The organism is Microvenator marinus, assembly GCF_007993755.1.
Classification (GTDB): Bacteria; Myxococcota_A; Bradymonadia; order Bradymonadales; family Bradymonadaceae; genus Allomicrovenator; species Allomicrovenator marinus.
In genome coordinates this window covers 2422890-2449746 of the sequence record NZ_CP042467.1, presented here as the reverse complement: position 1 = coordinate 2449746, position 26857 = coordinate 2422890, and the positions used below count along the sequence as shown (strand labels likewise).

Sequence of the window (26857 nt, the reverse complement as noted above, 5' to 3'; positions counted from 1 at the left end):
TCTAATCCACAAATGGAGAACTTATGAAAATCATGTTGATTGCGGCGTTGATGCTCAGTGTGGCGTGCTCGAGTACGTCAAAGACTCAGACCGAAGACGAGTACGTAGATGCGATGGCGAAAGAGCATTCGGAGGACACGGCTGACGCCAATGAATCCCAAAAGCAGCCTCTCAATGAGGTGACCACCAAAGAAGTTGTTTACGCCACCATCAACGGGGTTGAGGTCAAAGGTCATATGGCCATGCCCGCCAACGCCACCGGTGATGAGCCTGCTGTGATCATGATCCACGAGTGGTGGGGCCTCAACGACAACATCAAGAACATGGCGGACCAACTCGCTGCCGAAGGCTACGTGACGCTCGCGGTGGACCTCTATACGGGTGAGTCTGCGACCACACCAGAAGATGCCACCAAATTGATGCAGGCATCCATGCAGAACAAGGAGTTGCTCGAGGACAACCTCAAGCAGGCTTTTGCGTTCCTCGAAGGACAGGGCAAGACCAAGGTCGGAATCATGGGCTGGTGTTTTGGAGGGATGTGGTCGCTCAACGCGTCCATCATGTCACCCGATAAAATCGACGCCACCGTCATCTACTACGGCCGCGTGATCGACGATCCTGTCGCGCTTGAGAAACTCAACATGCCTGTTCTGGGCATCTTCGCGGCCGAAGACAAAGGTATTCCGGTGGAAGGCGTGAAATCGTTTGAGTCCGCGCTTGTAGACCTTGGCAAAAACGCCGAAATCATCATCTACCCTGGCGTGGACCACGCATTTGCCAATCCCTCCGGCAACAATTACTCCAAGGCCGAGGCCGAGGATGCATGGGCCAAGACGCTCGCCTTCTTCCGCGACAATCTCTAGTCGGGCTACTTCTTCTCAGCGAGCTGGCGCCTGAGTTCTTCGACTTCCATCTCCAGTTTGTTGACGCGTTCTTCGGCTCGCCTCTTCTCCTCTTCGGCTCGCATCTTCAGTTCGTCAGTGACCCGAGTAGCCTTGGCGAGCTCGTCTCTCATTTTGTCCAAGTCGTCTTGCAAATCGAAAGGCGTCTTGCCGTTTATCATCAGTTCCATAACACTCTCACTCACACTCTTCTGTGTCATTCTATCCATTTTCTCGCTCCTTATCAAAGCCGTTGCTCTTTCATACTCTGATGTGTTCTTCGGAACCCGAGTGCTCATTCTGAGCCAGTCGTAGCGCGGACCCGAAGGTAATCGTGAGGTTACAACCAGAAAGGTTGTGCCAAAGTCTAGAGGTCCTTTCACCCATAGTCCACTGGGACCCATGGGCGTGAAAAATCTTCTCCTGGGACGACGCAAAGCACGCCAAGCTTACGGAGTTTGAGAAATGCTCGATAAACGTGTTTCTCGAGACAAGATACGGGCTCAGATCTGCCCAGATTTCCAAAGGACGATCCAGTCGAATCTGTGCATCGACCACCAAATACTGCCGAAATGCACGATGTCGAATCACTTTGCCACAAAATGGTAGCGCTACGTTGAGGCACCACTTTTCGTGTTGATTGTGAAAAATCTGCTTCTTTGCTTCCATAAATCCTCCAAACAAAACTCCTTCTTCAATTCTTTTTCGGACGATTTGGAGAAGTGTTGAGGATTTTTTTCATTTTTATGCTCAGGGTGATTTTAGTGGAGGTGGTCCTCGATTGGATATCTCCGCAGAATTCGGTAGGATGTTGCTTACGATGGACGAGCAAGTCACGCGGAGAGAACCGCGTGGACCTAAGAAGGAGCAACACGTGAAATTTTCTGGCATGTGCACGGCAGCCCTTGTGCTGCTCGTGAGCGGCGCTGCTTGTAAGGGCGAGCTCAATTTGGCGGCTGACTCGCCACCACCGAACACGGTGGTGGACCCAAACAACACGCAGATCGATCCTTTCCCGGAGCTTCCTTGCCAGGGCGCCGCATGCGAGACACCCGTACCTGCGGCTACTCCCATGGCGTCAAGGCTCACTCATACGCAGTGGGAGCGGGCCACCAAAGACCTTCTTCAGCTCGAGTTCACGTCTGGGCTCTCGGACGCCTTTATCAAGGACACCCGGGGGACCGGCTCGTTCGACCGTATGGTGGACGAGCTCAGCGTGGAACCCGTGCTCTGGGATAATTACCGCGCCGCCGCAGAACAACTCGCGGAGCAGGTCGTCAATGACCCCGCGGCCCTGGCGCGAATCATGCCGTCAAATTTGCCGGACGATCTGAACGAGCGCTCACGTGTGTTCGTTGAGGACTTTGGGCTCAAGGCCTGGCGCCGCCCACTCAGCACGGCGGAGGTAGACCTAATGGTGGCCCTCATGGACACAGCCGTGGAGTCCTCAGATAACGCCACGTGGGAGGATCGTGTGGAGCTTGCGTTACGCGGCTTTCTTCAATCCCCGCATTTTGTTTACCGGATCGAAGGGTCTGGTGGTGCGGGAATCACTAATCTCAACGGCTACGAGCGTGCGACCCGGTTGGCGTTTGCGCTCTGGAACACCACGCCAGATCAAGCCCTCTTGGACGCAGCTGAGGCTGGAGCGCTCGATAGTGCTGAGGGTGTTCGTACGCAGGTCGACCGGATGTTGGACGATCCACGTGCGCTCGATGTAGTCCTCGATTTTCACGCTCAACTCTTCGATTTTGCGCACTTCTCCGAGATGGAAAAAGAAGCGTCGCTCTTTCCTAATTTTTCCGAGACTACGCCACAAGTCTTACGGACCGAGATGGAGCTATTCCTGACGCATACGATTGGGTCGGACGGTACCTATCGCGATTTGATGCTCTCGCGCACAGTGTTTGCGGATGACGAGGTGGCCGGGATTTACGGTATCAACCCGCCTTCCGAGCCCTTTGGGCAGGCTTCGCTCGACGAATCACAACGCGCGGGAATCCTGACGCGCGCAGGCTTCCTGGCCATGAATGCCACCCAGTACGACCCAAACCCCATCCATCGCGGAGTTTTCGTCAACAAGAAGGTGCTCTGCAACGTGATTCCGCTGCCCCCTGATAACTTCTCAATTCCAGACGGTGTCCAGGGAAATACAAACCGAGAGCGTATCGAGAACGCGACCGGCGAATGCGGTGGTGCCTGCCACACACCTATGATCAATCCGGCAGGCTACGCATTTGAAAATTACGACGCGCTCGGTCAGTGGCGCACTCAGGAAGGCGAGTATCCCGTGGATGCGTCGGGAACATTGCCGTTTGATCAGGAGCTGAACTCATTTGAGGGTCCTTTGGACTTTATCGAGCAAGTCGCCGAGAGCCCGCAGGCCCACGAGTGCTACGCCGAACATTGGTTCGAGTACCTTCACGGGCGCCTCCCGCTCGCCGGGGATAAACCGTTGATTGCGCGCGTTGCGCAGGCCTCGCACGCAAGTAATCTCGCCATCAAAGAACTCATCGCTGGATTGGTCGTCAACGACGTCTTCCTTAAGCGCGACGGAGGTCAGCAATGAAAAGAGTCATGCACCGTAGAAACTTCCTCAAGGGCGCCTTTGGCGTAACCATGGCCCTGCCTTTTCTGGACCTCTTTGAAGCCAAGCGAGCCATGGCGCAAGACATGGTCAAGCCCAAGTTCTTTGTGGCCATGCGTTCGGGCAACGGTGTAGCGCAGGCCGCCGGCTCCGAGCCCGAAAAATTCTGGCCCATGGAGCGCGGTCAGCTGACGCGTGAGATGATGCAGCGCCTTGATAATGCGGGCGACCTCCGTTCAACCGGCGAGCTCGCGGACTATTATGACAAGCTCCTGATTGTGGATGGCACCAAGTTCTCCTTCCCAGGCAATGGGTGCGGGCACTCTGGCGGCGGCAATCAGTGTTTGACCGCAACGCCTCCATCGGCCACGCCTTCGGGCAATCGCTCTTTGGCCACCGGTGAGTCATTGGATAACTATATCCAGCGCATGTTGGTGCCTGGCGATCCCGAGCCCCTTACCCTGGCGTCTGGCCGCTCCTCGAGCTATCTGGACGAGGTGCTCTCGTACCGAGAACCCGCGCCTGGCGAGACAAATGGTCGGCTTCGCGCGGCTCAGAGAAGTCCGTGGGATGTTTATCTCTCGCTCTTTGGATCGCCTTCTGATCAGGGGAACGAGTATCTGGAAAACCAGATCGCGATGAAGCGAAAGAGTGTGAACGACCTCTTGCGCGAGCAACTTCAGGACTTGCGCCGCCGCCCGGGAATGAGCCAGGCGGACATCAACCGTTTGCAGCTCCATCAAGACTCCATCCGAGACTTGGAAGTCCGTATGTTGGCGTGCCACCTGCCTGAGCAGCAATGGGCGACCCTGGAGAACGCGCATAATATGGAGCTGCATCGCGACCCCGCGGAGGTTGAGGAGATCACCAAAATGTTCATGGACGTGATTGCGCTCGCTTTTGCGTGTGATCTCAAGCGCGCTGTGACCTTGCAGATTGGCAACGGAAACGACCAAACGACGTACAACATCAATGGCCCGGAATATCCGTTTCACTGGATTTCGCACCGTATCCAAGGCGACGGGGCTTCAGGTTCTGCACCGTCGATCGAGAACGCGGCAAACCTGCACTACCAGATCGACCGGCTTCACGCGCAATGGTTCAAGTACTTGTTGGACCAACTGAGCGGGTACACCACGGACTCCGGCACGCTCTTGGACGATTGTGTGGCCATGTGGACCAACGACCTGGCCAATGGCGTGGGGCATGGTTATCGCAATATTCCGTACGTGCTGGCGGGCAGTGCTGGCGGGTATCTGCGTACCGGCCATTATATTGATGCCCGCGATACGGGTAACCGCGACTCCGACAACTGGGTGCCCCATAACCAGCTCTTCAACACCATCATCAACGCTGTGGGCGTTGGCGAGGCAGCCGGGCAGCCCGTGGAGGATTTTGGCCACAAAGGTGGTGAGGGACACAATCAGCCGCGTGGCGGCGAGATCCCTGGAATGATCGCCTAGTCGTTCCTGAGCCCGCGTTTACAAGGGAGGAGAGCCCGCGTATACATTCACGCGGACGGATTCCATGAGTACACGCACAAGGAAAGACATGCCCAAAGGCCCAATCTCGAATTTTATCGACCACCATTACCGCCACTTTAACGCCGCAGGCCTTAAGGACGCGGCGCACGGATATGCCGCTCACCTCGACGCCGGCAACAAGATGCTTGTGACGCTCGCCGGTGCCATGAGCACGGCTGAGCTCGGGCTCTCATTGGCCGAGATGATTCGCCAAGATAAGGTCCACGCCATCGTGTGTACCGGCGCCAACCTTGAGGAAGATGTCTTCAATCTTGTGGCGCATGAGTTCTACGAACGAATCCCGAACTACAGAGACCTGACGCCAGAGGACGAAGTGGCCCTGCTCGAACGCCATATGAACCGCGTCACGGATACCTGTATCCCTGAGCACGAGGCCATGCGCCGCCTTGAGAAGGCGGTTCTCGAAGAATGGGTGGCGGCCGATAAGGCAGGTCAGAGCTTCTTCCCGCACGAGTTCATGTACAAGCTCCTAAAGTCTGGAAAGCTCGAAGAATACTACCAGATTCCAGTGGAGAACTCGTGGCTCTACGCTGCCATGCAAAAGGACTTGCCCATCTTTGTACCGGGTTGGGAAGACTCCACGATGGGCAATATCTTTGCGGCCCACGTGATTGAAGGAGACGTCAAGAACGTGCACACGGTGCGCTCCGGCATCGAGTATATGGTGGAGCTCGCGCAGTGGTACACCGAGGTCACCAAGGACTCTTCCATGGGGTTCTTCCAGATTGGTGGCGGTATCGCAGGCGATTTCCCGATCTGCGTCGTGCCCATGTTGCACCAAGACCTGCAGCGTGATTCCGTGCCGCTCTGGGGCTATTTCTGCCAGATTAGCGATTCGACCACGAGTTACGGCTCGTATTCGGGCGCAGTTCCCAACGAGAAGATCACCTGGGGTAAGCTTGGAATCGACACCCCAAAATATGTGATCGAGTCGGACGCCACGATTGTGGCGCCACTTATCTTTGCCTACGTGCTCGGCTGGTAATCACTCAACGGTGACGCTCTTCGCCAGATTTCGGGGCTGGTCTACGTCAGTGCCCTTGAAGTCCGCGATATAGTAGGCGATGAGCTGCACCGCTACTGACGCAACCAGGGGTTGGATGACTTCGGCGACTTCCGGCATTGGAATGAAAATATCGGCGAGTCGTCGCAGTTCGTTGTCGTCGTCGGCACCGATGGCAATGATCTTTCCTTCGCGCGCCTTAACCTCTTCGAGATTGCTCAAGGTCTTGTCGTAAACCCCATTTCGCGGAGCCAGAACCACGACCGGCATCTCTTCGTCGATCAGCGCGATTGGCCCGTGCTTCATCTCGCCGGCAGCGTAGCCCTCAGCATGAATATAGCTGATTTCTTTGAGCTTGAGCGCACCCTCCAAGGCGATGGGGTAGAGAATACCGCGGCCCAAGTAGAGGAAAGAGTGCGCTTGGCCAAACTCACGCGCAATCTCAGCGTAGGGCTCGAGGTCGGTTAGAATCTCTTCCATGGCCGTTGGAACGGTTCTTAGGGCGTCAAGATGCACCGCGGCCTGCTCGGCATCGAGCGTGCCACGGCGGCGTCCCAACCACACGGCCAAAAGGCCCAATGCCGCAAGCTGCGTGGTAAACGCCTTGGTTGATGCGACGCCGATCTCTGGGCCGGCATGCGTGTAGAGCACGCCGTCGGTTTCACGAGCCATGGTGGACTCGATCACATTGCAAATGGCCAAGCCCTTTGCGCCAAGTCCGCGCGCCAACTTCATCGCTGCAAGGGTATCTGCTGTCTCGCCAGACTGGCTAATCGCCACGCAGAGCGTGTTTTCGGTGACGATAGGAGTTCGGTATCGGAACTCGCTCGCGAGGTCCACCTCGACCGGTACGCGCGCGATGGACTCGATCATGTACTTGCCGACAAGGGCTGCGTAATAAGACGTCCCGCACGCAATCAGAGTGAGTTTTTGAACTTGCGCCAACCACTCGGCGTCAAGCTCGACTTCGCTCAGGTCCACGTCGGCTCGGTCCAGAAGAATTCTTCCACGCAGGGTGTCTACGATGCGGGCTGGTTGCTCAAAGATCTCTTTGAGCATGAAGTGTTTGTAGCCCTGTTTTTCGGCCGAAATGGGGTCCCAGTTGATGTGTTTGACGTCGCGTTTAACTTCTTCGCCGCTCGCGTCAAAAATTCGAGTCTCAGCCCGCCGAATCACCGCTGTATCACCGTCTTCGAGGAAGATGAAATCGCGCGTGTGCTCCAAGACCGCTGGGATATCCGACGCAGCGAACGCCGCACCGCCTGAGCGGCCAAGCACCATAGGTGAGGCATTGCGTGCGACGACCAGAGTCTCGTGGTCCTCGGTGTCCATGACTACGAGAGCGTATGAACCCTCGATTTGTCCCAACGCGCGTTGGGTGGCCTGGTGAAGGTCGCCCACTTCCTCGAGCGCCTGATTGATCAGGTGCGCCACCACTTCTGTGTCTGTAGCGCTTCGAAACTCGCAGCCCGCCTTGATGAGCTCTTCTTTGAGTGCCGAATAATTCTCGATGATTCCGTTATGCGCGAGAACCACGCGCCCGGCTCGATGTGGGTGCGCGTTGCGCTCCACGGGGCTCCCGTGCGTGGCCCAACGTGTATGTCCAATGCCAATGGTGCCGTCGAAGGGTTCGTTTCGCCAAACCTTATCCAGGTTTGAGAGCTTGCCCTCGGCACGTGCCACCCGAATGCCTTCGCTTGTCTGAATTGCAATCCCGGCAGAATCGTAGCCGCGATACTCAAGTCTTCTCAAACCACTCAACAAGATTTCGGCGCATTCCTTGTCGCCCACATAACCTACGATTCCACACATACACGTCCTCCGTGATCGAGTTAGACAAGCTATAGCACCTTCTCAGAAAGGATCTATTCCCTCGATTTTTGTTCCTACGGTTTCGAAGGTTGCGCCGAAGCTATAACCGTCATTGTCGCCGTCTCCATCGGTGTCGATATCGACGTTTCCACTCAAGGTTCCGAGCACGCCACAATACTGGCTGGAGGCGAGGAATCGGCATCCGGGCAAGGCTGTCTGGCAGGCGGTCTCGTCGGCCAATGTGGAGTTGCACGCGTAAGTACCGCTTGCGCGTTGGTCATAGACTTCTCGATTCAAACACTCGCACGCCTTGGACGCATCATTGAGTGATCCGTAGAAGTCATCTCGCAGGATGATTCCGCCCAATTTCCCCTGACTAAGTGTGACGCGCCCGCCTGCGGCCAGGTCGGAGTCCGACGAGAGATTGGCTTCAAGGCGAACATTGATCGCTTGAATTCGGACTTCCTCAAGAAGGCCTGGAAACTCAAGGAGCATGGTGCCACCAGACGCCTCGACTACACCTTCGCTCAGGCTCGCCTCGCTAAACTGCCATTTCGGGTCGATAGGCATCTCCGAGTTGAATGCGTCACCTCGGAGGTAGACTGACCCGTTGCCCGCAAAATTTGGCTCGAAGTCGATGTCGGTATCTCGGCCTGTGTAGAAGGTCAGGTCAAACTCGGAATCTCGGGTCGTGTTGGCCAGATTTGCGAATTCAAGGACGTAGATGACGTCGCCAAACTGCAACGCCTCCGCGAGACCCTCGTTCACGTCGAACCCAAGGCTAGTGGCGATTCCCAAGAGGGTGCCCAACCGGTTATCCGTTGCGCCATCCGAGTTGAAGTCAAAACAGCACGAGTTGTCTTCGGGCAATTCCATGGCAGTGAACATCGCCCCGCCACCGAATTCACCCTCAGGGCACCCTGTCTCCGACGAGGGATGGAAGCACGGGAAGTCCTCAATCGCTGGTAAATCCGGCTCCATATCCTCTGCCATATCGGGCTCAGGCATGTCCGACGCCATATCCTCGGTGACGCCCATGTCTTCAGGGTTGTTCGAGGTATTTTGATTGGTCTGATTTGTGTTATTCGATCCCGAATTGTTGGTGGGATTATTCGTGGAATTGTTGGTCGAGTTATTGGGCGAGGGTCCAGAAGGTGAGGAGTCATCCGAACAGCCGACCATTCCCAAAAGGGCGAGCAAAATAATAAGACGTGACATCCAACTTCTCCGTTACATCAACAATTCCAAAGCATCTTAGCGAAAGTGGCAATGCCACGCCATTTACCTGAAATCAATATGGAACATCAAATATGATTCTCGAAATACTCGACGCCATGGAACGTGGCGAAATCACGAAGGAAGAGGCGGCTCAACGCATCGCGAGACAGCCTTTTGAACAACATATCATCGGCCGCTTCGACCAGAACCGAAAGCTGCGAACAGGTGTACCCGAAGTGATTTTGGCCGAGGGGAAGGACCCCGCGGCAGTGCGCGCGATCTATGAAGACTATTTGAGTCGCGGTGAACAACTCATTGCTTCGCGTGTCACAGCGCCGGTTTGGGCCGCTCTCGAGGACTTAGGAGACAAACTCATTCATTGGGAAAAGGCGCGTGTGGTGGCCACCAAGGCTCCGGAGCCTGACCCAAAAAGAAGCACGGTTCTGGTCATTTCCGCGGGTGCTTTGGACACGCCGGTTGCCGAGGAAGCGGCTGTGATGAGCGAGCTCTTTGGTAACCCTACCGAGCGACTCTACGACGTGGGTGTGGCTGGGATTTCGAGGATTGCGGTGGAGCTTGGGCGTCTTGATCGTGCCGGAATCTTGATCATCTGTGCTGGCATGGACGGCGTGCTCCCAAGCCTTGTTGCCGGGCTTGCACTTCAGCCGGTCATCGCTGTTCCAACCGACGTAGGTTACGGCTCAGCGTTTCAAGGCGTCGCGCCTTTGCTCACGATGCTGAACTCGTGTGCGCCTGGAGTAGCGGTGATGAATATTGGCAACGGCTTTGGAGCTGCCGTTCACGCGACCAAGATCAATCGGCTGCTTACGCGGACTGAGCCCGCGTAGTCAGTGCTTTAGCCCGGGCATGAACATTTTGAGCACTGAAGCCGAACTTCTCAAAGAGAACTTCTGCCGGCGCTGACGCACCAAAGCCCGTCATCGCAATGCTTTCGCCCTTCGGTCCAACCCATTTCTCCCAACCCATCGCGATGCCAGCCTCGATACTCAGGCGCGCCGTCACGTCTGGAGGAAGCACACGGTCCTTCCACTCCTGAGGCTGAGCATCGAAAACCTCCCATGAAGGCATGCTCACAACCCGAGTTTTGATGCCGTCCTTTTCCAAGACCTCACGTGCCTCAACGGCACATTGAACCTCACTGCCGGTGGCGATCAAGATCACGTCGGGTGTGCCTTCTGAGTCAGCCAGCACGTACGCGCCGCGCGTCGCATCGCCAAACCCACCGAGAGCCTTGCGGTCATAAGTCGGTACATCCTGACGCGTGAGCACCAGAGCGCTCGGGCCGTCTTTTCGCTTTAGCGCGACCATCCAACACTCGGCGACCTCATTGGCATCAGCAGGCCTCAACACCACGTAATTCGGAATCGCCCTGAGGCTAGCCAGATGTTCCACAGGCTGGTGAGTTGGGCCATCTTCGCCGAGTCCAATCGAGTCGTGTGTGAACACCATCAGCGACGGAATATGGCTCAGCGCGGCTACTCTCAACGCAGGGCGCATATAGTCGGCGAACACCAGGAACGTAGACCCAAATCCGCGCACACCACCATGCAAGCACATGCCGTTCGCAATCGCAGCCATACCGTGCTCACGCACCCCGTAATGAATGTTCTGACCGTTGAATTTGCCAGTCTCGATCACGCCAAATTTTGGGTGGAGCGTTTTGGTCGAGCCCGCGAGGTCAGCCGAGCCTCCAGTTAGCTCAGGCAGAACTTCGTACAACGCGCCAATGACCTTGCCGCCTGAGTTGCGGGTGGCCATGCCTTTGGAATCCGGCTCGAACTTCGGCAAGACATCGCCGAGTCCGCTCGGAAGCTCTCCCGAAAGGCGGCGTTCGAGTTCCTGTGCTGCCTCGGGCGACTCCGTTCGCCACGCCTCAAACTTCTCAAGCCACGTCGCCTCGCGCTCAGCACCTTCGGCACGAGCGTCCATATGTTCGCGTGTCTCGGTCGGCACGAAGAACGGAATCTCCCATTGCCACCCGAGCGCCTTCTTCGTCAGCGCGATCTCGGCATCCCCAAGCGGTGAGCCATGCGAGCCGGACGTGTCAGCTTTGTTCGGTGAGCCAAAGCCGATCGTCGTCTTGACGGCGATCATGCTCGGCTTGTCTCGAATCGACTTCGCCCGATTGATGGCCGCGTCAATCGCTTCAATATCGTTTCCATCAGACACCGAATCCACGTGCCATCCGTACGCCTCGAATCGTTTCAAGACGTCTTCGGTAAACGTAATGTCTGTGCGGCCGTCGATGGTGATCTGATTGTCATCAAAAAGGAAAATCAGGTTGCCGAGCCCAAGGTGCCCTGCAATCGAACACGCCTCGGCCGTCACGCCCTCCATGAGGTCGCCATCGGAACAAATTCCAAAGGTGTAGTGGTCGATGATGCCGTTGTAGCGCTCGCGAAGCTGTGCCTCGGCAATCGCCATGCCTACCGCGGTCGAAAGCCCTTGGCCGAGCGGCCCTGTGGTGACCTCAACCCCAGGAGTCATGCCCACCTCGGGGTGTCCTGGCGTGATGCTTCCCCACTGACGGAAGTTCTGAATCTCGCTCATCGGGACCTCGTACCCTGTGAGGTGGAGGAGCGAATAAATCAGCATGGACGCGTGTCCGTTCGAGAGCACAAATCGATCGCGATTTGCCCAATGGGGGTTTGCTGGATTATGACGCAGGTGACGCTTCCAAATGACGTAAGCCGCCGCCGCGAGTCCCATCGGTGCTCCGGGATGGCCGCTATTGGCTTTCTGGACAGCGTCCATCGAGAGTGTTCGAATTGTGTTGATGCTGAGCTCGGCGAGCATATTCGTCATGGGAATCTCCGGCCGTTGGAATGAGTTCGAGTCCGGAGAAGTTGTGCCTATTGAGATTTCTGCTGTCAACGTAAAGTCGACGAACGAGGGGTATGCGAGGACTTGGAGAAGGGAGGAAGTTTTGGCGAATTTTGCAAGATTGATGGGTTTATTGGCGCTTTGTTTGGTGTTTTTGGGGCCGGGGCTCGCGTGGGCAGATGTGGAAACAAAGCCCTTGTCCGATGTAGTTCAACCCCCCGAAGGATGGACTCGGGTGGATGTAGAGGAAGGCTCGTTTGCGGCATTTCTTCGCACGCTCCCGATTCGCCAAGATCGCACCTGGGTCAAAGCGTTTGACGGTGAGCGACTCAAGAGTCCCTCCGCACATATCGTCAATATCGACGTCGGCACGCGCGACCTGCAACAGTGCGCGGATTCGGTGATTCGACTGCACGCTGAGTGGCTCTGGGAGCAAAAGAAACCCGAATGGCTAAAGTACCATTTCACGAGCGGAGACCTTACGACCTGGCCGGCCTGGGCGAAGGGAGAACGCTATAAAGTGAAAGGCTCCAAGGTTGAGCGCGTTATGAGTGGCGCAAACGATAGTTCGCGTAAGAACTTCAGGCGATGGCTCAATACCGTGTTCATGTACGCGGGCACCCAATCGCTCCATCGCGACAGCATCAAGCCCGAGCCCAAAGATGTTCAAATCGGAGATTTCTACAACCAGCCGGGTGGTCCCGGTCATGTGGTGATCGTTCTGGATATCGCGGTCAAAGACGGGAAAAAGATGGCAATTCTCGGCCAGGGGTTTATGCCTGCTCAAGAGTTTCACGTGATCAAGGCATCAAACGCTATCGATGGTGTATGGTTCGAACTCCCGGAAAGCGCCGACGAGCAACTGGTCACGCCTTCCTGGGGACCGTTCAAAGGTTCTCAACTTTTGAGGTTTAAAAACTTATGATTTTGAATTCTCTTTCGAACATCTTAAACTTAAGCTGAGCTTTAGCTCGATTCGTGGCCTAGCCGGACAGTACATGCCTCAATCCACAGAACTCATCCGAATCGCAACTCCTCAAGACTCCCTGGAGACGCGCCTTAAGAGGACGGACTTGATGCCCGCCGAAGACCATCTTCGACCGCGGCGTCATTCGTTATGGGAAACCGTGCCTCTTTTTGTGGGCACAAGCCTTCTGACGGTGGTTTTCCTCGGGATGTTTGCGCCTTCATTTTTTGTGGTCATGGCTCTGTTTACCGTGGTCTTCGCCGCATTCTGGACGGCGCGGCGCCGCCAAGTTTGGGCGGTTGACGCGAATATGCAGGCCATCAAATTGCTTAATGCGGGGCATGTTCAGGAGGCCGGCGAGAAGTTTGAAGAGTTGGCCCGAACCGAGCAGCGGACCTGGGGGCACGCCGTCTTTGTGTTCAATCGAGGGGTCGCACATATGCTCGAGGGGCGGTTGCAGCGCGCGTTTTCGATATTCAATGCCGTTTACTATTCAAGGGCGTTTCGATGGGGCGCTCATCGTGGCTACGAGCCGCTCTTGCTCATCGAGATGGGTTCGTGTGCGGCGCTTATGGGTTGGACGAAAGAGGCCAATGACTACCTCACCAAATCCAAGAAACTTCTTCCTCACGACGAGTTCCCTCGTCTCGTGATTCTCGAAGCACTCTTGGCTGCGCGACGCGGCAATTTTCGCGAAGTTGTGACCAAGATTCGGGATAATTGGACACTCGCCGAGGACGTGGTTCGTCCGCCTACGCTGCGAAGCTTAAGGGTCTTGATGGCCTTCTCGATGGAACGCCTCGGTATGACTCAAACCGCTGATTTTGAACTCCTGGTCGAGGCCGCAAGGCCGGAGCCCGGCTTCGGTCCAAATGAGTACGACTACCTAGGCGTAGAATGGCCGGAGATGCGTGATTTCTTAGTTCGCTATTCCCTGACATCACGGACGGTGAGTCCGTCAACGTCCTGAACGTCAACCTTGAGAGCCGAGTTTGCGAGTGAACTTCACGTGTTCTTTGAAGGATAGGCCGGCAGCAATCGGTAGAATCACGGCCTTTGCTCCGAGATAAAGGAGCACCTTATCGGTGGTGCTCATACTTTGGAGCGCGTCATACGCCACGATGGGAGAAAGCTGATAGACTGCGTTGAGGATGGTTTCCATATACTGCTCGACCTGTTCTAATCTTACTCCCTATTCTAACGATGCCTGGACATCGAGAAAAGTGCGATGACGAAAATCTTGCGAAATTTCGGGTTAGTATTGCTCTTCGTCACGATTCTCGGGGTCGTTGTAGGTGTCGTAGTTTTTCGAAATACGTTTCAGACCCCAGATTTGCCCGAAATTCGTTCGCTGGAGCCCACATTTCCGAGCCGTATAGAGACCCTAGACGGGCAATGGATGGACGGGGCATTTGCCACAAAACCTGTTCACTTGAACGAGCTTCCGGCGCACGTTCCACAGGCCTTCATCGCCGCCGAAGACCACGAGTTTTATTCGCACCATGCGTTCAGTGTTCGCGGTATGATTCGTGCCGCACTGGCAAACTGGAGAGGCGAGAAAATCACTCAGGGCGCAAGTACCATCACTCAGCAATTGGCCAGGCAGTTCGTAGGTTCGGAGCGTACTTATGACCGTAAGATTCGCGAGATCTTGCTCGCAAGACGTATCGAGGAGCATTACACCAAAGATGAGATACTCGACGTCTATCTCAAGAGTGTGTTCTTTGGGTCGAACGCTACAGGCTTGACTCAGGCTTCGTGGAGATTTTTCCACAAAGATCCAAGGGAGTTGAGCGTTGTGGAGGCTGCAACCCTTGCAGGAGTGCTGCCCGCACCGAGCGTCTACAACCCTCACGCAAATCTTGAGCTCGCACGTCGGGAGCGCGATCGAGTTTTGAGGCGAATGGCCGAGACGGGAGTCTTAGAACCTGCCGAGGCTGAAAGGCTCCGAGGCACTCCAATCGAGCTCGCACAAACCCCTGCGCCGTCCGTCCACCGTGAGTTACTGGCGAGCGCTCGGCGCGCACTGAGCGAACACTTCGGCGAAGATGCGTGGGAAAAAGGAGGAATCACCGTGGTGGTCCAGGAAGACCTTGCGCTGGTGGGGCGCGCGCGTGAGGCTCTCCACAAAGGCGTCTTGGAACTCATGGAACGACAAGAAAAGACGTGGGAGCCGGACTCTGGTGAGCCTCCAGTCTTTGAAGGGGCGATGATGGTGGCTGATACCAAGACTGGTAGGGTCCTTGCGTCTGTGGGGACAGCCTTTGAGGGCTCGTCGGAGTTCGACCGGTCGCGCCAAGCGTGTAGGCAGCCAGGGAGCCTCTTCAAGCCGATTGTCTATGCGGAAGCAGTTTCGAGGGGGATCAGCGTGGCTACCATGTTGAACGATCTGCCTCTTGAGATGGAGACAGCTTACGGACCCGTGTGGAACCCCAGAAATGCCGACTTTGACTTTCGCGGATACATGATGCTCGCCGATGCGCTCGCCGCCAGCCGCAATATCCCAGTGTTGAGGCTTGCACAGCATCTCGGGTACGAATCTATCATCAAGCGCGCGCGGACGATGGGGGTGGAATCTTTGATCGACCCGGCACGCTCTATGCCACTCGGTGCCAGCTGTGTTCGGGTTTTCGAGATGATGAGAGTGTACGCAGCGTTTCAGCGCGGTGGCCTCTCCATGCCCTACGCAGACATCGCGTACTTCAAAATGCCAGATGGCTCAGTTTCTCATGATTATCTCAGTCTTGGCGGTACAGATCATCGCGCAGATGAAACCCTTCGCCCCACCCAGGTTTTGAGTCCCGAAGTCGCTTTCGTCATGATGAATCTTCTTCGCCGAGTGGTCGTCCGAGGCACTGCCTACGAGCTCGATAACGCATGGAACGTGGCGGCAAAGACTGGAACCACTAATCAGTACGACGCCTGGTTTGCGGCGCTTGACGGTGAGCGAGTTTATATTGTTTGGATAGGCGCGGAGAAGCACGATACTCCGCTCGGTCGGCGAGAAAATGCCGCGCGTGTGGCGATGCCAGTGTTTGAGTATTTCTTTGAGGAGTTTGCGCCGGGAACTTTGGATCTGAGCCCCGAGAATGCGCCCAAGCGGATTGAGTTCCATGCCATCGACCGGACCTCTGGTCTCCTCTCGAAAGATGGCTCAGATGTACTTCCCTTTCTGCCCCGTACCAAACCTTACGATTGGGCACCTTCCAAAGCTACGCGTCAGGCTCAATCCGTGGACCAACTCTACACGGAGTTTTAGATGCTTGAGGCAAAGTGTCTGAAGTGATCTTCGATAAAGGTCGAGATGAAGTAGTAGCTATGATCAAAGCCTGAATGCATTCTGAGAGTCAAGGGGTGGTCATGTGCCTCGCACGCCTCCTTAAGCAACTCTGGTTGCAGCTGCGGCAAAAAATTATCGTCAGCGCCTTGATCCACCAGGATGTGCAGGCGCTCCTTCGCACTCTTGATCAACTCACAGGTATCCCATGCCTTCCACGCTTCGCGATCTGGCCCAAGATAAGCGCCAAACGCCTTTTCGCCCCATGGCACCTGGGTCGGCGCGACGATCGGTGAAAAGGCCGACACACTTTGGAACATACCCGGATTCTTCAAGGCTATCATGAGGGCTCCATGGCCTCCCATGGAGTGCCCGAAGATGCCGCGCTTGCCGGAGTTCGGGAATTGGTTCTCGACCAAAGCGAGGAGTTCTTTGGTGATGTAGTCGTACATCTTGAAGTGCTTGGACCACGGTGCCTGAGTGGCATTGACGTAGAAACCCGCGCCTTGTCCAAGGTCGTAGGCGTCATCATTTGGGACTCCCTCGCCGCGTGGGCTCGTATCCGGTGCGACGACTAGAACTTTGAGTTCAGACGCGATTCTCTGAAATCCGGATTTGGTGATGAAGTTCTGTTCGGTGCAGGTCAGGCCGCTCAAGAAGTAGAGAACAGGCGTGGTGTGGTCAGCGCCATCGGGTACCCAGACTCCCACTTTCATAGGCACTCCGAGAACCTCGGACTGATGTTCCCAAACCTCTTGATGGCCAGCAAAACTTCTGTGTGATTCGATCTTTTTCATGGTGATTCCTTTTGGGTCTCTGGATACCGATGTCTACAGGATGACAAAGGCGTTGGACAAGGTGCGCGGGGCAAACACGGCGGAAAGAATTCATACCAGATTCACACGGGGGACGTCCGGAAAACACAGGAAGAGCAGATAGTTGGACATCAATAAGGGAGAGCTTATGTGTTCAAATACCGGCGTGTTCTATGAAATCTTTACTTCCGGCGCGAAGCTCGACACGGCCATACTCTATGGTCATCTCGTTCATGTCGGCATCTTTGCGGCCGGTCTGAGTCTTTTACGTAAGACTCAGAGCTGGGATGCCTCGGCAAAGGTCGGGGCGGCATACATTTCACTCAATCTAGCCTATATGCTGGGACTTTCTGGACTTGAGTTCCTCATCGATGAAAACAGATTTGTTGGACATCATCTGAGGTTTCTCTATCTGGCCCTTCTCGTTGTCCTTTGCGTGGCCGTGTGGTTCACGAGGAGCCCGAAAGCCGTAAGAGCGGCCTTTGGTACACTTCTACTTCTCAATGCGGCAGTAGTAGTGAGCTTTATGCCTCTGGGGTCCAACGAGCTTCAGATATCGGGCTGCGGCGCAACAATGACCACTCAGGCTTATAAGTCCAACGCGACAAAGTACTCGGAGGCGATGTCGAGTACTTGGCTTCTAAGAGACGTCCCGGAAAGACACTATTGCGATTCCGTAGTGGAAACATCACTCGAAGCCAGATCACTGGTGTATCACGGCCCCTTCACCATTCGTCGCGGCGATGGCAGCGTTTCATATGGTCGGTTCAGCTTTGGGACCACCAAGGACCCACTGATCGCATGTACCTCGGTTTCAGAGCCCGTCGAGTTCTAAGGAGATTCTATGTGTGGATGGCATGGCGAGTTCTATGAGGTTTTCGCGTCGAACGTGGAAGTGGACACTTGGAGTCTATACCGACATTTGGCTCATGTAGGACTCCTGGCAGGTGGACTTTTTTTTCTTCGAAAGTCCACGCAGTGGGACCTAGTCTCAAAAGGTGTGGCCCTTTACATGTCGGTGAATCTCCTCTTTTTCGTCCTGCTCACAGGCATTGAGGTACAGCTCGACTATGAGCTCGCTCTGCCGCACTTGAGGGTTTTGTATATCGGTTTGCTCGCTGTGATGAGCGCGGCCGCATGGTCTCAGAAGAGTGTGAAGAGTGTCAGACAGGGACTTGGGATCTTGCTCTTGGTGCATATAGCGGTGGTGGCGAGCTTCTTGCCAATCTTCACCGAGGATGTGGAGATTCCAGGCTGCAATTCTACCCTGAGTACCAAAGCCTACGAGTCGAATGCCGCAGATTACTCAGCCGCAACCTCGATCCTGGGATTTTTCAAGTACTCGAGCAAGACGATTTCATGTGGGCCTTTAGCTCGGCACAAGAGCACCAACGAATCGCTGGTGCTTCATGGTCCGTTCACGATTAGTCGCCCCGACGGAACCGAGACTCGCGGTCGATTTCATTTTGGTAGACCCGACAAGGTGCCTGTGGCGTGCATTTCTTCGCCGTCCGTTGAATTCTGAGGTCTTGGCTCCTTGGCCCCTCGTAGACATGGGACTAAAAAGCATGGCAAAGATGTTATGTCTTCGGAACTGGACACGAGGGTCTGAATGCCAAAGCAGCCAAAACAAGACGCGAAGAAGCCCGTAAAATCTGCAAAGACTGAGAAGCCGAGCGCAAAGGCAAAGGTCGCGAAGGGAAAGTTTGGGTCGTACTTCGACGAGTCGAAAGACCTCGGAACAAGCTTGATTTTGGTGATGCCGCTCTTCATCATCTATCAGATCGGTATCCTGATGACCGGCGGGGTTAGAAACGGTGTGGACTTCGTCTCCGACGTGATGTGGTTGATTTCGGACGGCAGTCTTGGCGTCTATCTCGGCATCAACGGGGCAATCTTCGCCGGTTTCGCCATCACGCTCGCCACTCTCAGGCATAAAGGCACATGGCATCCAGGTCTCTTTCCGTTCATCCTCCTCGAGAGCACCATCTACGCGATGTTCCTTGGCACTGCGGTGATTCAGCTCATGTCTACGCTCGGACTTTCGCCGCTTTTGGCCACGGGCTCCGAGGGCGAATGGGGCATCATCACCAAGGTAGTGCTGAGTCTTGGCGCCGGTATCTACGAGGAGACCGTGTTTCGCTTGATCGGGATGGGCGGGCTCTATTGGCTGGCGCGCAAGGTCATGGATATCCCAAGCTGGATGGCTGCGATTGCGGCACTACTCATTTCGAGCTTCGTCTTCAGCGCGATTCACTACGTCGGACCGCTCGGTGATGCGTTCACCATGGGGTCATTCTTGTTCAGATTCTTTGCAGGGATCCTTCTGGCTGCTATCTTCTATTTGCGAGGATTTGCGGTCGCGGTATACACGCACGCGATTTACGACATTATCGTCATGGTCTTTCGCTAAAGTGTATTCATGTTCAGCATAACCGAAATTGTCCTTCTTCTCGTGATCATTCTCTTGGTCTTTGGCCTTGGGAAATTGAACACGCTTGGCAAGGATATCAAGCAGGCCAAGGAGAGCTTTAAAGAAGGCTACGAGACCGGCGACCCAGATCCTCAGGATCCGCCAGTTCATCTCTCTGAGGAAGCGCCAGATATCAAACATACCGGGCCTAAGCCCGGCACCCGCTCACCCGGCATCGAAGACGCCGAGATTGAGGAGGCCCCATGAATTTCCTACTCTTTGATCTTCCCCTTTTGGCGCAATCTGGCGGGCTGAGCTGGACGCCAGTCACCTATTATGTGCTCTGCGGGATCGTGCAGCTACTCGTGATTTTGGGTGGTTTCCGCCTTATGGGCGTTGACCCTGAGCAGAACGGATTCATCGGAGCGCTGATTGCTACGGTGATCATCAACGTGCTGGGCTACTTCCTGCGCGACGCAGGTGTGGTGGGCGCGCTCATCGTCGGAGGCTCAACCTTCGCTGTCCTCGCCGGAATCACGAGCGGCGAGGTCCTCAAAGCCTTCTTCATGACTTCGATCGTTTTTGCCTCCTATGCCGGAATCGGAACCGTGGTCTTTCCACGAACCCCGCTCGAGGTGGACGACGTGGGCGGTTTCACGCGCATCGTGATGACCGGAGGCCTTGAGCCTGAGCCGATCAACGAAGAAACCAACGAGAAACTCATCAATACCGGCATCGAAGCCGAAGAATAGTCCTTATTCAGGCCGAATCCATGTGGCAACCAGGTACCAAGCTGATACGCGAGGTCTCTCCAGAGCTCGGTGTGGGCATCATTACGGCCGTCGATGGCCGCTTTATCGACGTCTTCTTCCCGTCAACCGCAGCCACGATGCGACTCTCTACGGATCATGGTGGATTGGCGCCCGTTGAGCTCTTCCCTGGCGACGACGTCCAGATCCAAGGGGAGGGCGAAGTTGCAAAGATCACCAGTATTCAAGGGCGTATCGCGCTTTTGGACAATGGCAAACGCGCCGAGATCCAGACACTTTGGCCGGTCTACAAGCCGAAGACTCTCGTCGATAAGTTGGCCGAAGGTGAGCTTGATGCCCACGGCGAGCTCTTGCATCGACTCGATGGTTATAAGCTGTTGAACTACAGGCGAAATGTGGACGTGGCGAGCCTTTTGGGGGGCCGCGTTGAGCTCTTCGCCCATCAGCTCGACACCGCAGCGCGTGCCGTCGCGCGCGACGAGGTGCGTTGGCTGCTCGCCGACGAGGTAGGCCTCGGAAAGACTGTGGTGGCGTGTATGATCGCGTCGTCGCTCGTTCGGCAAGGCCGCGTTGAGCAGGCACTGATCCTTGCGCCGGATACCTTGACCGTGCAGTGGCTTGGTGAGCTCTATCGCAAGTTCCATCAGGTCTTTGTGCATATCGACGAAGAACGTGTGGATTCGGTGGCCAAGGATTTTGGCAAGCGCGCGAACCCGTTCGAGATCCACCCGTTGAGTATCCTGAGCCTTGAGCTCTTGGAGAAGCGTCCAGACCTTCAATTGCTTCTCGAAAAAGCGATGCCGGACTTAGTGATTGTGGACGAGGCGCACCAGGTTGCGGACTCCGAGACGGCCGATGTGATCCTGCCTTTGGTGGCGCGTGCAAAGCACGCTCTTTGCCTGACAGCCACACCGTTTCAGTCGGATGCGGACAAAGGTGATGAAGTCTTCCTGAAGATTGCCGAGGCGCTTCGACTCGAGATTCTAGACGAAGATGGAACCCGTCAGGTCTCCAATGTTTCGGCCGTCACCCGAGACGATATTCATGCTCTGGGTAAACGTGTCCCCAATCCAGTCGATATCGAGGACTTTTCTGGTCCGCTCGAGGTTCAAGACCCTCGCGTTGCGTGGCTAGTTAAAGCGGCGAACGAGTGGAAAAATGAGGGCAAGAAGGCCCTTGTCTTCGTTGAAAATGCTACTCGCGCACAGGCCTTGAATGATGTGCTCACGCGCGAGCTCATGGGACGCGTATTCATGTTCCACGAGCGCATGAGTACTGGGGCACGTGACATTGAGTTGGCACAATTTCAACTCTCCAAATCGCCGGTTCTCGTCTCCTCGGGCGCGGGAAGCGAAGGGCGAAACTTCCAGTTTTGCGACGTCCTCGTACACCTCGATCTGCCGCGCGATCCGATGGTTTTGGAGCAAAGAATCGGGCGTCTCGACCGCATCGGGCGTACAGAAGCTATCCCGATTGTCTACTTCCGAAAGCCTGATGACGATGTGGCCAAGAACTACGAGTCGATGCGCATTTTTGAAGAAGCGACGATGGGTGCCAAGCGTCATGCTGGCTGGTCTTTCCCCGACTCACACGTGCGTGAAGAGTCTGAAGCTGTGATGCGCAGGATTCCAGCGGACCTCGATAGTCTGACGCAGAAATTTGTCCTCCAGGCCGCCGAGCGCCTCGGGCTCGATGTGGTGGAGAAAGAGGGAAGTGCGGCCTATTTCTTCGAGTACGGCGGTGGTGTCGTGGTTGACGCGATCCCGGGGCTTCACGAGGGCACACGATTCCTCGGAACCTTTGATCGCGCCGAAGCGGTGAGGAGCGATTTGTTCGATTTCTTCGCCAACGGCCATCAACTCGTCGAGTCTCTGCTGGCCGAGCTCGAAGATAGCCGCATGGGGCGTGTAAGTGCGGTCAAGCTCGACAAAGAGTTGCGCAAACGTCTGCGCGGCGTTTATTTGCTCTTGCTCGAAGGTAAGGGTGTGGCTTCTCCTCGGATGATCCCACTAGCCGATGCCAGCGGAATTCCGCCGAAGGGCCTGCAGCGCGAGGGTGAACGCATACTCGCCGAACTGTCGAGTGCCTCGCCACTTTCCGGCACACAGGCGTCCATGATATTCCGAAAATTCGAGTCGAAATTGGACGGTGTTGAAATCGACCACGACGCGCTGGTAACTTGCGTACTCTGTGTCGCAATGGACTGAACCACAACCGGATTATATGAACGATTACCCCCGTATTTACTTGTCTTCACCGCATATCGGTGAGTCGGAGAGACGCTATGTTCAAGAGGCGTTTGACACCAATTGGGTGGCGCCACTCGGCCCCAATGTAGATAGGTTTGAGGAGGAGTTTGCGCGATACGTTGGCACGAAGCATGCCGCGGCGCTGAGTTCGGGAACAGCGGCCATTCATCTCGCTCTGGAACTCGCCGGCGTGGGCGCCGGGGACGAGGTCATCTGTTCGAGTCTGACCTTTGTGGCGTCTGTGAACCCCATCAGGTACGTGGGAGCGAATCCGGTATTGGTAGATTCGGAGCCGGATTCGTGGAATATCTGCCCTGAATTGCTCAAAGAGTTTTTGGCCCGCCGCGCCGAGGTCAATCGCATCCCCAAGGCTCTCGTGTTGGTGCACCTTTACGGTCAAAGCGCCAATATTGAACCGATCATGGCCCTGGCAAATGAGTATGGAATTGTGGTCATCGAGGATGCCGCTGAGGCGCTCGGTGCGACGTACAAAGAGAGAAGCCCCGGATCGTTTGGAAAGGCCGGTGTTTTCTCGTTCAACGGCAACAAGATCATCACGACGTCCGGCGGCGGAATGCTCGTCAGTGACGACGAATCGTTGATCAAACACGCCCGGAAATTGGCCACCCAGGCTCGCGATCCCGCACCTTATTACGAACATTCCGAGGTGGGTTATAACTACCGGATGTCCAATGTTCTCGCGGGGATCGGTCGAGGGCAACTCGAGGTGATCGAGGACCGAGTGGCGGCCCGACGGGCGGTTTTCCAACGCTACACGGATGAGCTTTCAGACCTACCGATGAGTTTTCAACCCGAGGCTTCATGGGGGCGTCACACGCGGTGGTTGACCTGTTTGACGCTTGATGAGCCTGAACACCAGCCCGAGGACGTGCGCCAGTATCTCGAGCGCACGAATATCGAGGCAAGGCCGGTTTGGAAACCCATGCATCTGCAGCCCCTCTATGCGGGATGTGAGATGGTGGGCGGGAGCGTGTGTCAGCGCCTCTTTAGCCGTGGACTTTGCCTCCCGTCCGGTTCGAATATGACCGCTGAAGAACAAACTCGGGTCATCGTCGCCTTGCGCGAGTTCTTCGAGCGTGATTAAAAGAGTCCGAAGCAGATGCCTCAGGAGAAGCTATGGAATGGCCCGCGCGGTGGAAAGACCTAACCCTTGCCGTTATCGATGTTGAGACCACTGGCCTCGATCCGACCGTAGATCGCGTCATGGAGGTCGGCATCATCCGCTTTGAAATGGGTGAGGTCGTGGAGCGTTACGGGCGACTCATCAATCCGGGCATGCCAATTCCTGAGGAGTCCGCGCGCATCACCGGCATCAAGGACGAGGACGTTCAGGACCAACCGAGCTTTGAAGAACTCGCCGACGAAATTCACGAACGACTTCAGGGTGTAGGTATCGTCGCGTACAACCTCTCGTTCGACCGAAGCTTCATGAAGGCTGAGCTAGAGCGATGCGGCCTCAGATGGCCCGAGGAGGCGCCAACGCTCGATCCCCTCATCTTTGCCCGTCAATTCTTCAAGAACTCGCCACGAAAGAATCTAGGCGCAATCTCGAAGCTTCTTGGTATCCCTCTGGAGGAGGCTCACCGTGCTACTCACGATGCTGAGGTGGCTGGTAAGGTCCTCTTTGCGTTCGAAGACAGGCTCCCAGAGTCTCTCGAGCAATTGCTTTTGCTCCAGAAGCAGTGGGAGGCCCAGCAGGCAAGCGAGATGCAGGGTTGGAAGAACTTTGATGGTGGAATGTTAGGCGGAGGGCAGGAGGCTCAGCAGGGCCTTGGGCCAGCGTATATCTACGGAGACGAAGCCGATCCGCTGCGCGCGCTCTACATGAACGTGCCTGAAGCCAAGCAGGCCAATTAAGATTTAAAGGTCGGAAATCCGCATCGAGAATGGAAATGCTAAAACGGAGGGATCTGGCGTCGGATGGAACTCCAACTCAGCCAGTTTCGCTTCGATGCAGCTCGCATAGTCGGTGTACCCGAAGGTCGACCCGTAGAACTCGATATCCTGCAGTTTGCCGTTGATAATCGTGCCCTTTAAGATCGCAGCGCCGTGCATGCGTACCTCGTAATGCTCAGGCAAGATGCATCTCCCGAACTCGTTTTTGATGATGCCTTCGCGAACCTGCAGTGGCGTCAGCGCTCCCTGGATCATGGGAATGGCCGTGGGCGAACGGTCTGGATAGAGTCGGATTCCCGTGGCAAAAAGAATGGACTTCGGCTGAATCTGACCGACGGCCGCGAGCAAGCAAAGTCTGAGCGCGTCGGCTTTCATGTCCTTGATGGGACCCACCCTTAAATCGAGAGGAAGCGTGGTGGTTTTGAGCGAGACCACGTAGTCGCGATACGCTTCACCCTTGGAGAACACGGGCTTTACGTGGGCTTCGAAACAGGCTTGGACTTCAGGAAACTTGACCGGCTTGAGTCCAGTTTCGTCCTCGGCCTCAGGCTTTGCCTCGCTCACGGGAGGGTTGGCCACACTCTTTGCGCACGCCATACCCAAAAGAGCTAAGAGCAAAACGCTGCCGATTCGAAAGTTCACTTAAAGTCCGTGGTAGATGCCTCACCGCCGGGATGCAAGGTGGTGACAGCACTTATTAGACGCTCCATTTCAACTTTCGGAACATTGCCCATCGGCTCGAGCTGGACCACGTGTCCGCTCCACGTGTAGCCATAGCTCGGAAGGTAAATGCGGTCGAAGATATCACCACATTCCTCAGGAGCAGTGCAGGTATAGACTGAGAAGCTCACCTGACCGTTTTCGGACACAAGTTTGGAGCTCTGAACGTTGACCGAAGGCCCAAGGTCTGACGCGATGACTGCGGAAGGTGTCCAACCACTCGACGCAAAGGACGTCAACATGGCCGGCGAAGGGCCGCTCCCCAAATCCGCGGGAAGTTCCGGTCCACTCGCCTTTCGCGACAAAATCAAGGCCACGACCACCAACATCAAGACCACTAAAACCAGCGCCGCCCCGAGGAGGATGGTGTTCGTGTTGTTGCGCTTTTTCCTCGAAGCCCCTGGCAAGGTGTTTTGCCGCGGTCGAGCCGCACGCTGAGGTGCATGTGCTGGTTGGGCAGGCGCGTGTGCTTGAGGGGCCGGCGTTGGCAGGCGGTTTGCCGGCGAACTCGTGGGCTGATTTTGTCCGTAGCCGTAATTTGCCGGATTCGGCCGCCGGTTCTGAGCCAAAGCGTCCTCATCGATACCGATCGGTGCGTCGTCCGCCAGAAAGCCCGTGCCGAGCGCCGCGCTGGAGACCGGAGTTTTAGGCGCCACGAGGTCTTGTGACGTGTTCGGAGAATGCGGAAACGTAGGCGCACTCGGGCGCTCACCAATCGGCGAGCCGTCGTAGTACCACTTCTTTGTGGTCTGGTTCAGGGGGCCATCTTCCAGACGAATTACCTGGGTCCACCCGTGCATAGCGAGGATGTGGTCGATGGTGTCGCAAATGGAAATCGCGCTGCTGATGCGGTCCGAAGGGTCCTTCTCCATCAGCGCATTGACCAATTCCTCGATGTCGTCGGGGACATGAGGCGCAAGATCTTTGAGGCGAGGCGGGAGTTCTTTGACCTGCTTGATCATGATCGCCATCGCGTTGTTTCCGGCAAATGGAACGCGTCCCGCGAGCATCTCGTACATCATCACGCCGAGCGCATAGAGGTCGGACTCCGGGCCCACGGTCATCCCGCGTGCTTGCTCCGGTGGCATGTACTCTGGCGTCCCGCACACCGCACCCGCAGCCGTGAGGTTGGAGGACCCGGTACGGGCTACTCCAAAGTCCAAGACCTTGAACTGAATGGTGCCGTCCGTGACGCGGCTCAAGAGGATATTGTCGGGTTTTAGGTCGCGGTGAACAACGCCCTTAGAATGCGCCTCGGTCAGAGCTGATGCCACTTGTCTGGCCATCTCGAGCACATACCTTGGGTGGAGTTGGTGGCCGCCAAAGAGCTCGCCGATTGGCTTGCCGTTGACAAACTCCATGACCAGGAAGAGGCGCCCGTCACTCTCTCCAAAGTCCACAAGACGTACGATCCCTGGGTGGTTGAAGCTTGAGATGAGCTGCGCCTCGCGCTCAAAACGCGCCCTAAGTTGGGGGTCATGAGCGAACTCTTCGCGAACCACTTTGATCGCGACGTCACGGTTGATGGAGAGCTGAATGCCGCGGTAGACCTTGCCCATTCCACCTTCGCCGAGCACGCCCACCAGCTGAAAACGCCCGTCAATCGCGGACTCCACGGCCGTCGCATCTTCGTCGGATTGCTCTAGCGCGAGCACCGAGGTCTGGTCGTATTCGGTATCGCCCTCCGAGTCTTCGTCCAGATAGCTCGGAGTCGAAGTCGGAAATGCACTCATGTCTCGAATGGTCGGCTCGATTTCAAACTGACTGCCGTCCGCAATCTCTGTGGCCCCTTCCACATCGATCTCTGAGATTTCATCTAGAAAATTTTTCATGCGTTATG

The 26857-nt window shown here is 55.9% G+C and carries 25 protein-coding genes; 16 read left to right on the top strand and 9 right to left on the bottom strand.

Annotation, left to right across the window (positions count from 1 at the left end):
* The first annotated feature begins 23 nt into the window (after positions 1 to 23).
* Positions 24 to 863 (top strand): dienelactone hydrolase family protein, encoded by an 840-nt coding sequence (locus FRD01_RS10150; RefSeq protein ID WP_146959281.1) that lies wholly within the window; start codon positions 24 to 26, stop codon positions 861 to 863.
* Between the two features lie 5 nt (positions 864 to 868).
* Here the strand turns inward: FRD01_RS10150 and FRD01_RS10145 are convergent, their stop codons facing one another.
* Together FRD01_RS10145 and FRD01_RS10140 are read right to left on the bottom strand one after the other, a co-directional pair.
* Positions 869 to 1111, bottom strand: coding sequence for a hypothetical protein (locus FRD01_RS10145; RefSeq protein ID WP_146959280.1), 243 nt, complete (start codon positions 1109 to 1111; stop codon positions 869 to 871).
* Positions 1112 to 1142: 31 nt separating this feature from the next.
* The gene (locus tag FRD01_RS10140) at positions 1143 to 1550 is read right to left on the bottom strand and encodes a hypothetical protein (protein ID WP_146959279.1); all 408 of its coding nucleotides are present in this window, start codon (positions 1548 to 1550) and stop codon (positions 1143 to 1145) included.
* Positions 1551 to 1755: 205 nt separating this feature from the next.
* On the opposite strand from FRD01_RS10140, the gene FRD01_RS10135 reads away from it, so the two are divergent.
* The 3 genes from FRD01_RS10135 (at position 1756) to FRD01_RS10125 (ending at position 5997) form a co-directional block, all read left to right on the top strand.
* Positions 1756 to 3450, top strand: a complete 1695-nt coding sequence (locus tag FRD01_RS10135; RefSeq protein ID WP_249756155.1) for a DUF1592 domain-containing protein — start codon at positions 1756 to 1758, stop codon at positions 3448 to 3450.
* Positions 3447 to 4931, top strand: coding sequence for a DUF1552 domain-containing protein (locus tag FRD01_RS10130; protein ID WP_146959277.1), 1485 nt, complete (start codon positions 3447 to 3449; stop codon positions 4929 to 4931). The genes FRD01_RS10135 and FRD01_RS10130 overlap by 4 nt, the downstream gene beginning before the upstream one ends.
* Before the next feature lie 64 nt (positions 4932 to 4995).
* Complete coding sequence (locus FRD01_RS10125) at positions 4996 to 5997, top strand: deoxyhypusine synthase family protein (RefSeq protein WP_249756154.1); 1002 nt, start codon at positions 4996 to 4998, stop codon at positions 5995 to 5997.
* Here FRD01_RS10125 and glmS read toward each other — a convergent pair whose 3' ends face one another.
* The gene (gene glmS / locus FRD01_RS10120; RefSeq protein ID WP_146959276.1) at positions 5998 to 7827 is read right to left on the bottom strand and encodes a glutamine--fructose-6-phosphate transaminase (isomerizing); all 1830 of its coding nucleotides are present in this window, start codon (positions 7825 to 7827) and stop codon (positions 5998 to 6000) included.
* A gap of 42 nt (positions 7828 to 7869) precedes the next feature.
* A complete protein-coding gene (locus FRD01_RS10115) occupies positions 7870 to 9045 on the bottom strand; it encodes a hypothetical protein (RefSeq protein WP_146959275.1) in 1176 nt (391 codons plus the stop codon).
* Positions 9046 to 9137: 92 nt separating this feature from the next.
* Between FRD01_RS10115 and larB the strand changes: the two genes are divergently transcribed.
* Positions 9138 to 9893 carry a nickel pincer cofactor biosynthesis protein LarB gene (gene larB, locus FRD01_RS10110; protein ID WP_146959274.1) on the top strand — a complete coding sequence of 252 codons (756 nt, stop codon included), beginning with the start codon at positions 9138 to 9140 and terminating at the stop codon, positions 9891 to 9893.
* Here the strand turns inward: larB and tkt are convergent.
* A complete protein-coding gene (tkt, locus tag FRD01_RS10105; RefSeq protein WP_146959273.1) occupies positions 9871 to 11871 on the bottom strand; it encodes a transketolase in 2001 nt (666 codons plus the stop codon). The two genes, larB and tkt, sit on opposite strands and share 23 nt — an antisense overlap.
* A gap of 121 nt (positions 11872 to 11992) precedes the next feature.
* Here tkt and FRD01_RS10100 point away from each other — a divergent pair, with 121 nt between their 5' ends.
* Together FRD01_RS10100 and FRD01_RS10095 are read left to right on the top strand one after the other, a co-directional pair.
* Positions 11993 to 12814 carry a DUF4846 domain-containing protein gene (locus FRD01_RS10100; RefSeq protein ID WP_249756153.1) on the top strand — a complete coding sequence of 274 codons (822 nt, stop codon included), beginning with the start codon at positions 11993 to 11995 and terminating at the stop codon, positions 12812 to 12814.
* Between the two features lie 73 nt (positions 12815 to 12887).
* Entirely contained in the window at positions 12888 to 13826 is a 939-nt protein-coding gene (locus FRD01_RS10095; protein WP_146959271.1) for a hypothetical protein, read from the top strand.
* 3 nt (positions 13827 to 13829) lie between these two features.
* Here FRD01_RS10095 and FRD01_RS10090 read toward each other — a convergent pair whose 3' ends face one another.
* Complete coding sequence (locus FRD01_RS10090; protein ID WP_146959270.1) at positions 13830 to 14018, bottom strand: hypothetical protein; 189 nt, start codon at positions 14016 to 14018, stop codon at positions 13830 to 13832.
* A 66-nt stretch (positions 14019 to 14084) separates the two neighbouring features.
* On the opposite strand from FRD01_RS10090, the gene FRD01_RS10085 reads away from it, so the two are divergent.
* Positions 14085 to 16115, top strand: coding sequence for a transglycosylase domain-containing protein (locus FRD01_RS10085; protein ID WP_146959269.1), 2031 nt, complete (start codon positions 14085 to 14087; stop codon positions 16113 to 16115).
* Here FRD01_RS10085 and fghA read toward each other — a convergent pair.
* The gene (gene fghA, locus FRD01_RS10080) at positions 16112 to 16930 is read right to left on the bottom strand and encodes an S-formylglutathione hydrolase (RefSeq protein ID WP_146959268.1); all 819 of its coding nucleotides are present in this window, start codon (positions 16928 to 16930) and stop codon (positions 16112 to 16114) included. The genes FRD01_RS10085 and fghA overlap by 4 nt on opposite strands.
* 166 nt (positions 16931 to 17096) lie before the next feature.
* On the opposite strand from fghA, the gene FRD01_RS10075 reads away from it, so the two are divergent.
* The 8 genes from FRD01_RS10075 to FRD01_RS10040 all read left to right on the top strand — a co-directional run bounded on the left by FRD01_RS10075 (position 17097) and on the right by FRD01_RS10040 (position 24258).
* Positions 17097 to 17783: a hypothetical protein gene (locus FRD01_RS10075; protein ID WP_146959267.1), complete on the top strand. Its 687-nt coding sequence runs from the start codon at positions 17097 to 17099 to the stop codon at positions 17781 to 17783.
* Positions 17784 to 17792: 9 nt separating this feature from the next.
* Positions 17793 to 18473 carry a hypothetical protein gene (locus tag FRD01_RS10070; protein ID WP_146959266.1) on the top strand — a complete coding sequence of 227 codons (681 nt, stop codon included), beginning with the start codon at positions 17793 to 17795 and terminating at the stop codon, positions 18471 to 18473.
* 87 nt (positions 18474 to 18560) lie between these two features.
* Positions 18561 to 19361: a CPBP family intramembrane glutamic endopeptidase gene (locus tag FRD01_RS10065; RefSeq protein ID WP_146959265.1), complete on the top strand. Its 801-nt coding sequence runs from the start codon at positions 18561 to 18563 to the stop codon at positions 19359 to 19361.
* A 9-nt stretch (positions 19362 to 19370) separates the two neighbouring features.
* Positions 19371 to 19628 (top strand): twin-arginine translocase TatA/TatE family subunit, encoded by a 258-nt coding sequence (locus tag FRD01_RS10060; protein ID WP_146959264.1) that lies wholly within the window; start codon positions 19371 to 19373, stop codon positions 19626 to 19628.
* Positions 19625 to 20113 (top strand): hypothetical protein, encoded by a 489-nt coding sequence (locus FRD01_RS10055; protein ID WP_146959263.1) that lies wholly within the window; start codon positions 19625 to 19627, stop codon positions 20111 to 20113. The genes FRD01_RS10060 and FRD01_RS10055 overlap by 4 nt, the downstream gene beginning before the upstream one ends.
* 20 nt (positions 20114 to 20133) lie before the next feature.
* Positions 20134 to 22338, top strand: coding sequence for a helicase-related protein (locus FRD01_RS10050; protein WP_146959262.1), 2205 nt, complete (start codon positions 20134 to 20136; stop codon positions 22336 to 22338).
* 16 nt (positions 22339 to 22354) lie between these two features.
* Positions 22355 to 23485, top strand: a complete 1131-nt coding sequence (locus FRD01_RS10045) for a DegT/DnrJ/EryC1/StrS family aminotransferase (protein ID WP_146959261.1) — start codon at positions 22355 to 22357, stop codon at positions 23483 to 23485.
* 32 nt (positions 23486 to 23517) lie between these two features.
* Positions 23518 to 24258, top strand: a complete 741-nt coding sequence (locus FRD01_RS10040; RefSeq protein ID WP_146959260.1) for a 3'-5' exonuclease — start codon at positions 23518 to 23520, stop codon at positions 24256 to 24258.
* A 3-nt stretch (positions 24259 to 24261) separates the two neighbouring features.
* On the opposite strand, the gene FRD01_RS10035 is transcribed toward FRD01_RS10040, so the two are convergent.
* Both FRD01_RS10035 and FRD01_RS10030 read right to left on the bottom strand, forming a co-directional pair.
* Positions 24262 to 24939: a hypothetical protein gene (locus FRD01_RS10035; protein WP_146959259.1), complete on the bottom strand. Its 678-nt coding sequence runs from the start codon at positions 24937 to 24939 to the stop codon at positions 24262 to 24264.
* Positions 24936 to 26849 (bottom strand): serine/threonine-protein kinase, encoded by a 1914-nt coding sequence (locus FRD01_RS10030; protein ID WP_146959258.1) that lies wholly within the window; start codon positions 26847 to 26849, stop codon positions 24936 to 24938. The genes FRD01_RS10035 and FRD01_RS10030 overlap by 4 nt, the downstream gene beginning before the upstream one ends.
* Between the last annotated feature and the right edge of the window lie 8 nt (positions 26850 to 26857).

Excerpts from the sequence above, each read along its gene's own strand:
- FRD01_RS10150 (WP_146959281.1), top strand. The coding sequence starts at position 24 with ATGAAAATCATGTTGATTGCGGCGTTGATGCTCAGTGTGGCGTGCTCG.
- FRD01_RS10145 (WP_146959280.1), bottom strand. The coding sequence starts at position 1,111 with ATGGATAGAATGACACAGAAGAGTGTGAGTGAGAGTGTTATGGAACTG.
- FRD01_RS10140 (WP_146959279.1), bottom strand. The coding sequence starts at position 1,550 with ATGGAAGCAAAGAAGCAGATTTTTCACAATCAACACGAAAAGTGGTGC.
- FRD01_RS10130 (WP_146959277.1), top strand. The coding sequence starts at position 3,447 with ATGAAAAGAGTCATGCACCGTAGAAACTTCCTCAAGGGCGCCTTTGGC.
- FRD01_RS10125 (WP_249756154.1), top strand. The coding sequence starts at position 4,996 with ATGAGTACACGCACAAGGAAAGACATGCCCAAAGGCCCAATCTCGAAT.
- glmS (WP_146959276.1), bottom strand. The coding sequence starts at position 7,827 with ATGTGTGGAATCGTAGGTTATGTGGGCGACAAGGAATGCGCCGAAATC.
- FRD01_RS10115 (WP_146959275.1), bottom strand. The coding sequence starts at position 9,045 with ATGTCACGTCTTATTATTTTGCTCGCCCTTTTGGGAATGGTCGGCTGT.
- larB (WP_146959274.1), top strand. The coding sequence starts at position 9,138 with ATGATTCTCGAAATACTCGACGCCATGGAACGTGGCGAAATCACGAAG.
- tkt (WP_146959273.1), bottom strand. The coding sequence starts at position 11,871 with ATGACGAATATGCTCGCCGAGCTCAGCATCAACACAATTCGAACACTC.
- FRD01_RS10095 (WP_146959271.1), top strand. The coding sequence starts at position 12,888 with ATGCCTCAATCCACAGAACTCATCCGAATCGCAACTCCTCAAGACTCC.
- FRD01_RS10090 (WP_146959270.1), bottom strand. The coding sequence starts at position 14,018 with ATGGAAACCATCCTCAACGCAGTCTATCAGCTTTCTCCCATCGTGGCG.
- FRD01_RS10085 (WP_146959269.1), top strand. The coding sequence starts at position 14,085 with ATGACGAAAATCTTGCGAAATTTCGGGTTAGTATTGCTCTTCGTCACG.
- fghA (WP_146959268.1), bottom strand. The coding sequence starts at position 16,930 with ATGAAAAAGATCGAATCACACAGAAGTTTTGCTGGCCATCAAGAGGTT.
- FRD01_RS10075 (WP_146959267.1), top strand. The coding sequence starts at position 17,097 with ATGTGTTCAAATACCGGCGTGTTCTATGAAATCTTTACTTCCGGCGCG.
- FRD01_RS10070 (WP_146959266.1), top strand. The coding sequence starts at position 17,793 with ATGTGTGGATGGCATGGCGAGTTCTATGAGGTTTTCGCGTCGAACGTG.
- FRD01_RS10065 (WP_146959265.1), top strand. The coding sequence starts at position 18,561 with ATGCCAAAGCAGCCAAAACAAGACGCGAAGAAGCCCGTAAAATCTGCA.
- FRD01_RS10060 (WP_146959264.1), top strand. The coding sequence starts at position 19,371 with ATGTTCAGCATAACCGAAATTGTCCTTCTTCTCGTGATCATTCTCTTG.
- FRD01_RS10055 (WP_146959263.1), top strand. The coding sequence starts at position 19,625 with ATGAATTTCCTACTCTTTGATCTTCCCCTTTTGGCGCAATCTGGCGGG.
- FRD01_RS10050 (WP_146959262.1), top strand. The coding sequence starts at position 20,134 with ATGTGGCAACCAGGTACCAAGCTGATACGCGAGGTCTCTCCAGAGCTC.
- FRD01_RS10045 (WP_146959261.1), top strand. The coding sequence starts at position 22,355 with ATGAACGATTACCCCCGTATTTACTTGTCTTCACCGCATATCGGTGAG.
- FRD01_RS10040 (WP_146959260.1), top strand. The coding sequence starts at position 23,518 with ATGGAATGGCCCGCGCGGTGGAAAGACCTAACCCTTGCCGTTATCGAT.
- FRD01_RS10030 (WP_146959258.1), bottom strand. The coding sequence starts at position 26,849 with ATGAAAAATTTTCTAGATGAAATCTCAGAGATCGATGTGGAAGGGGCC.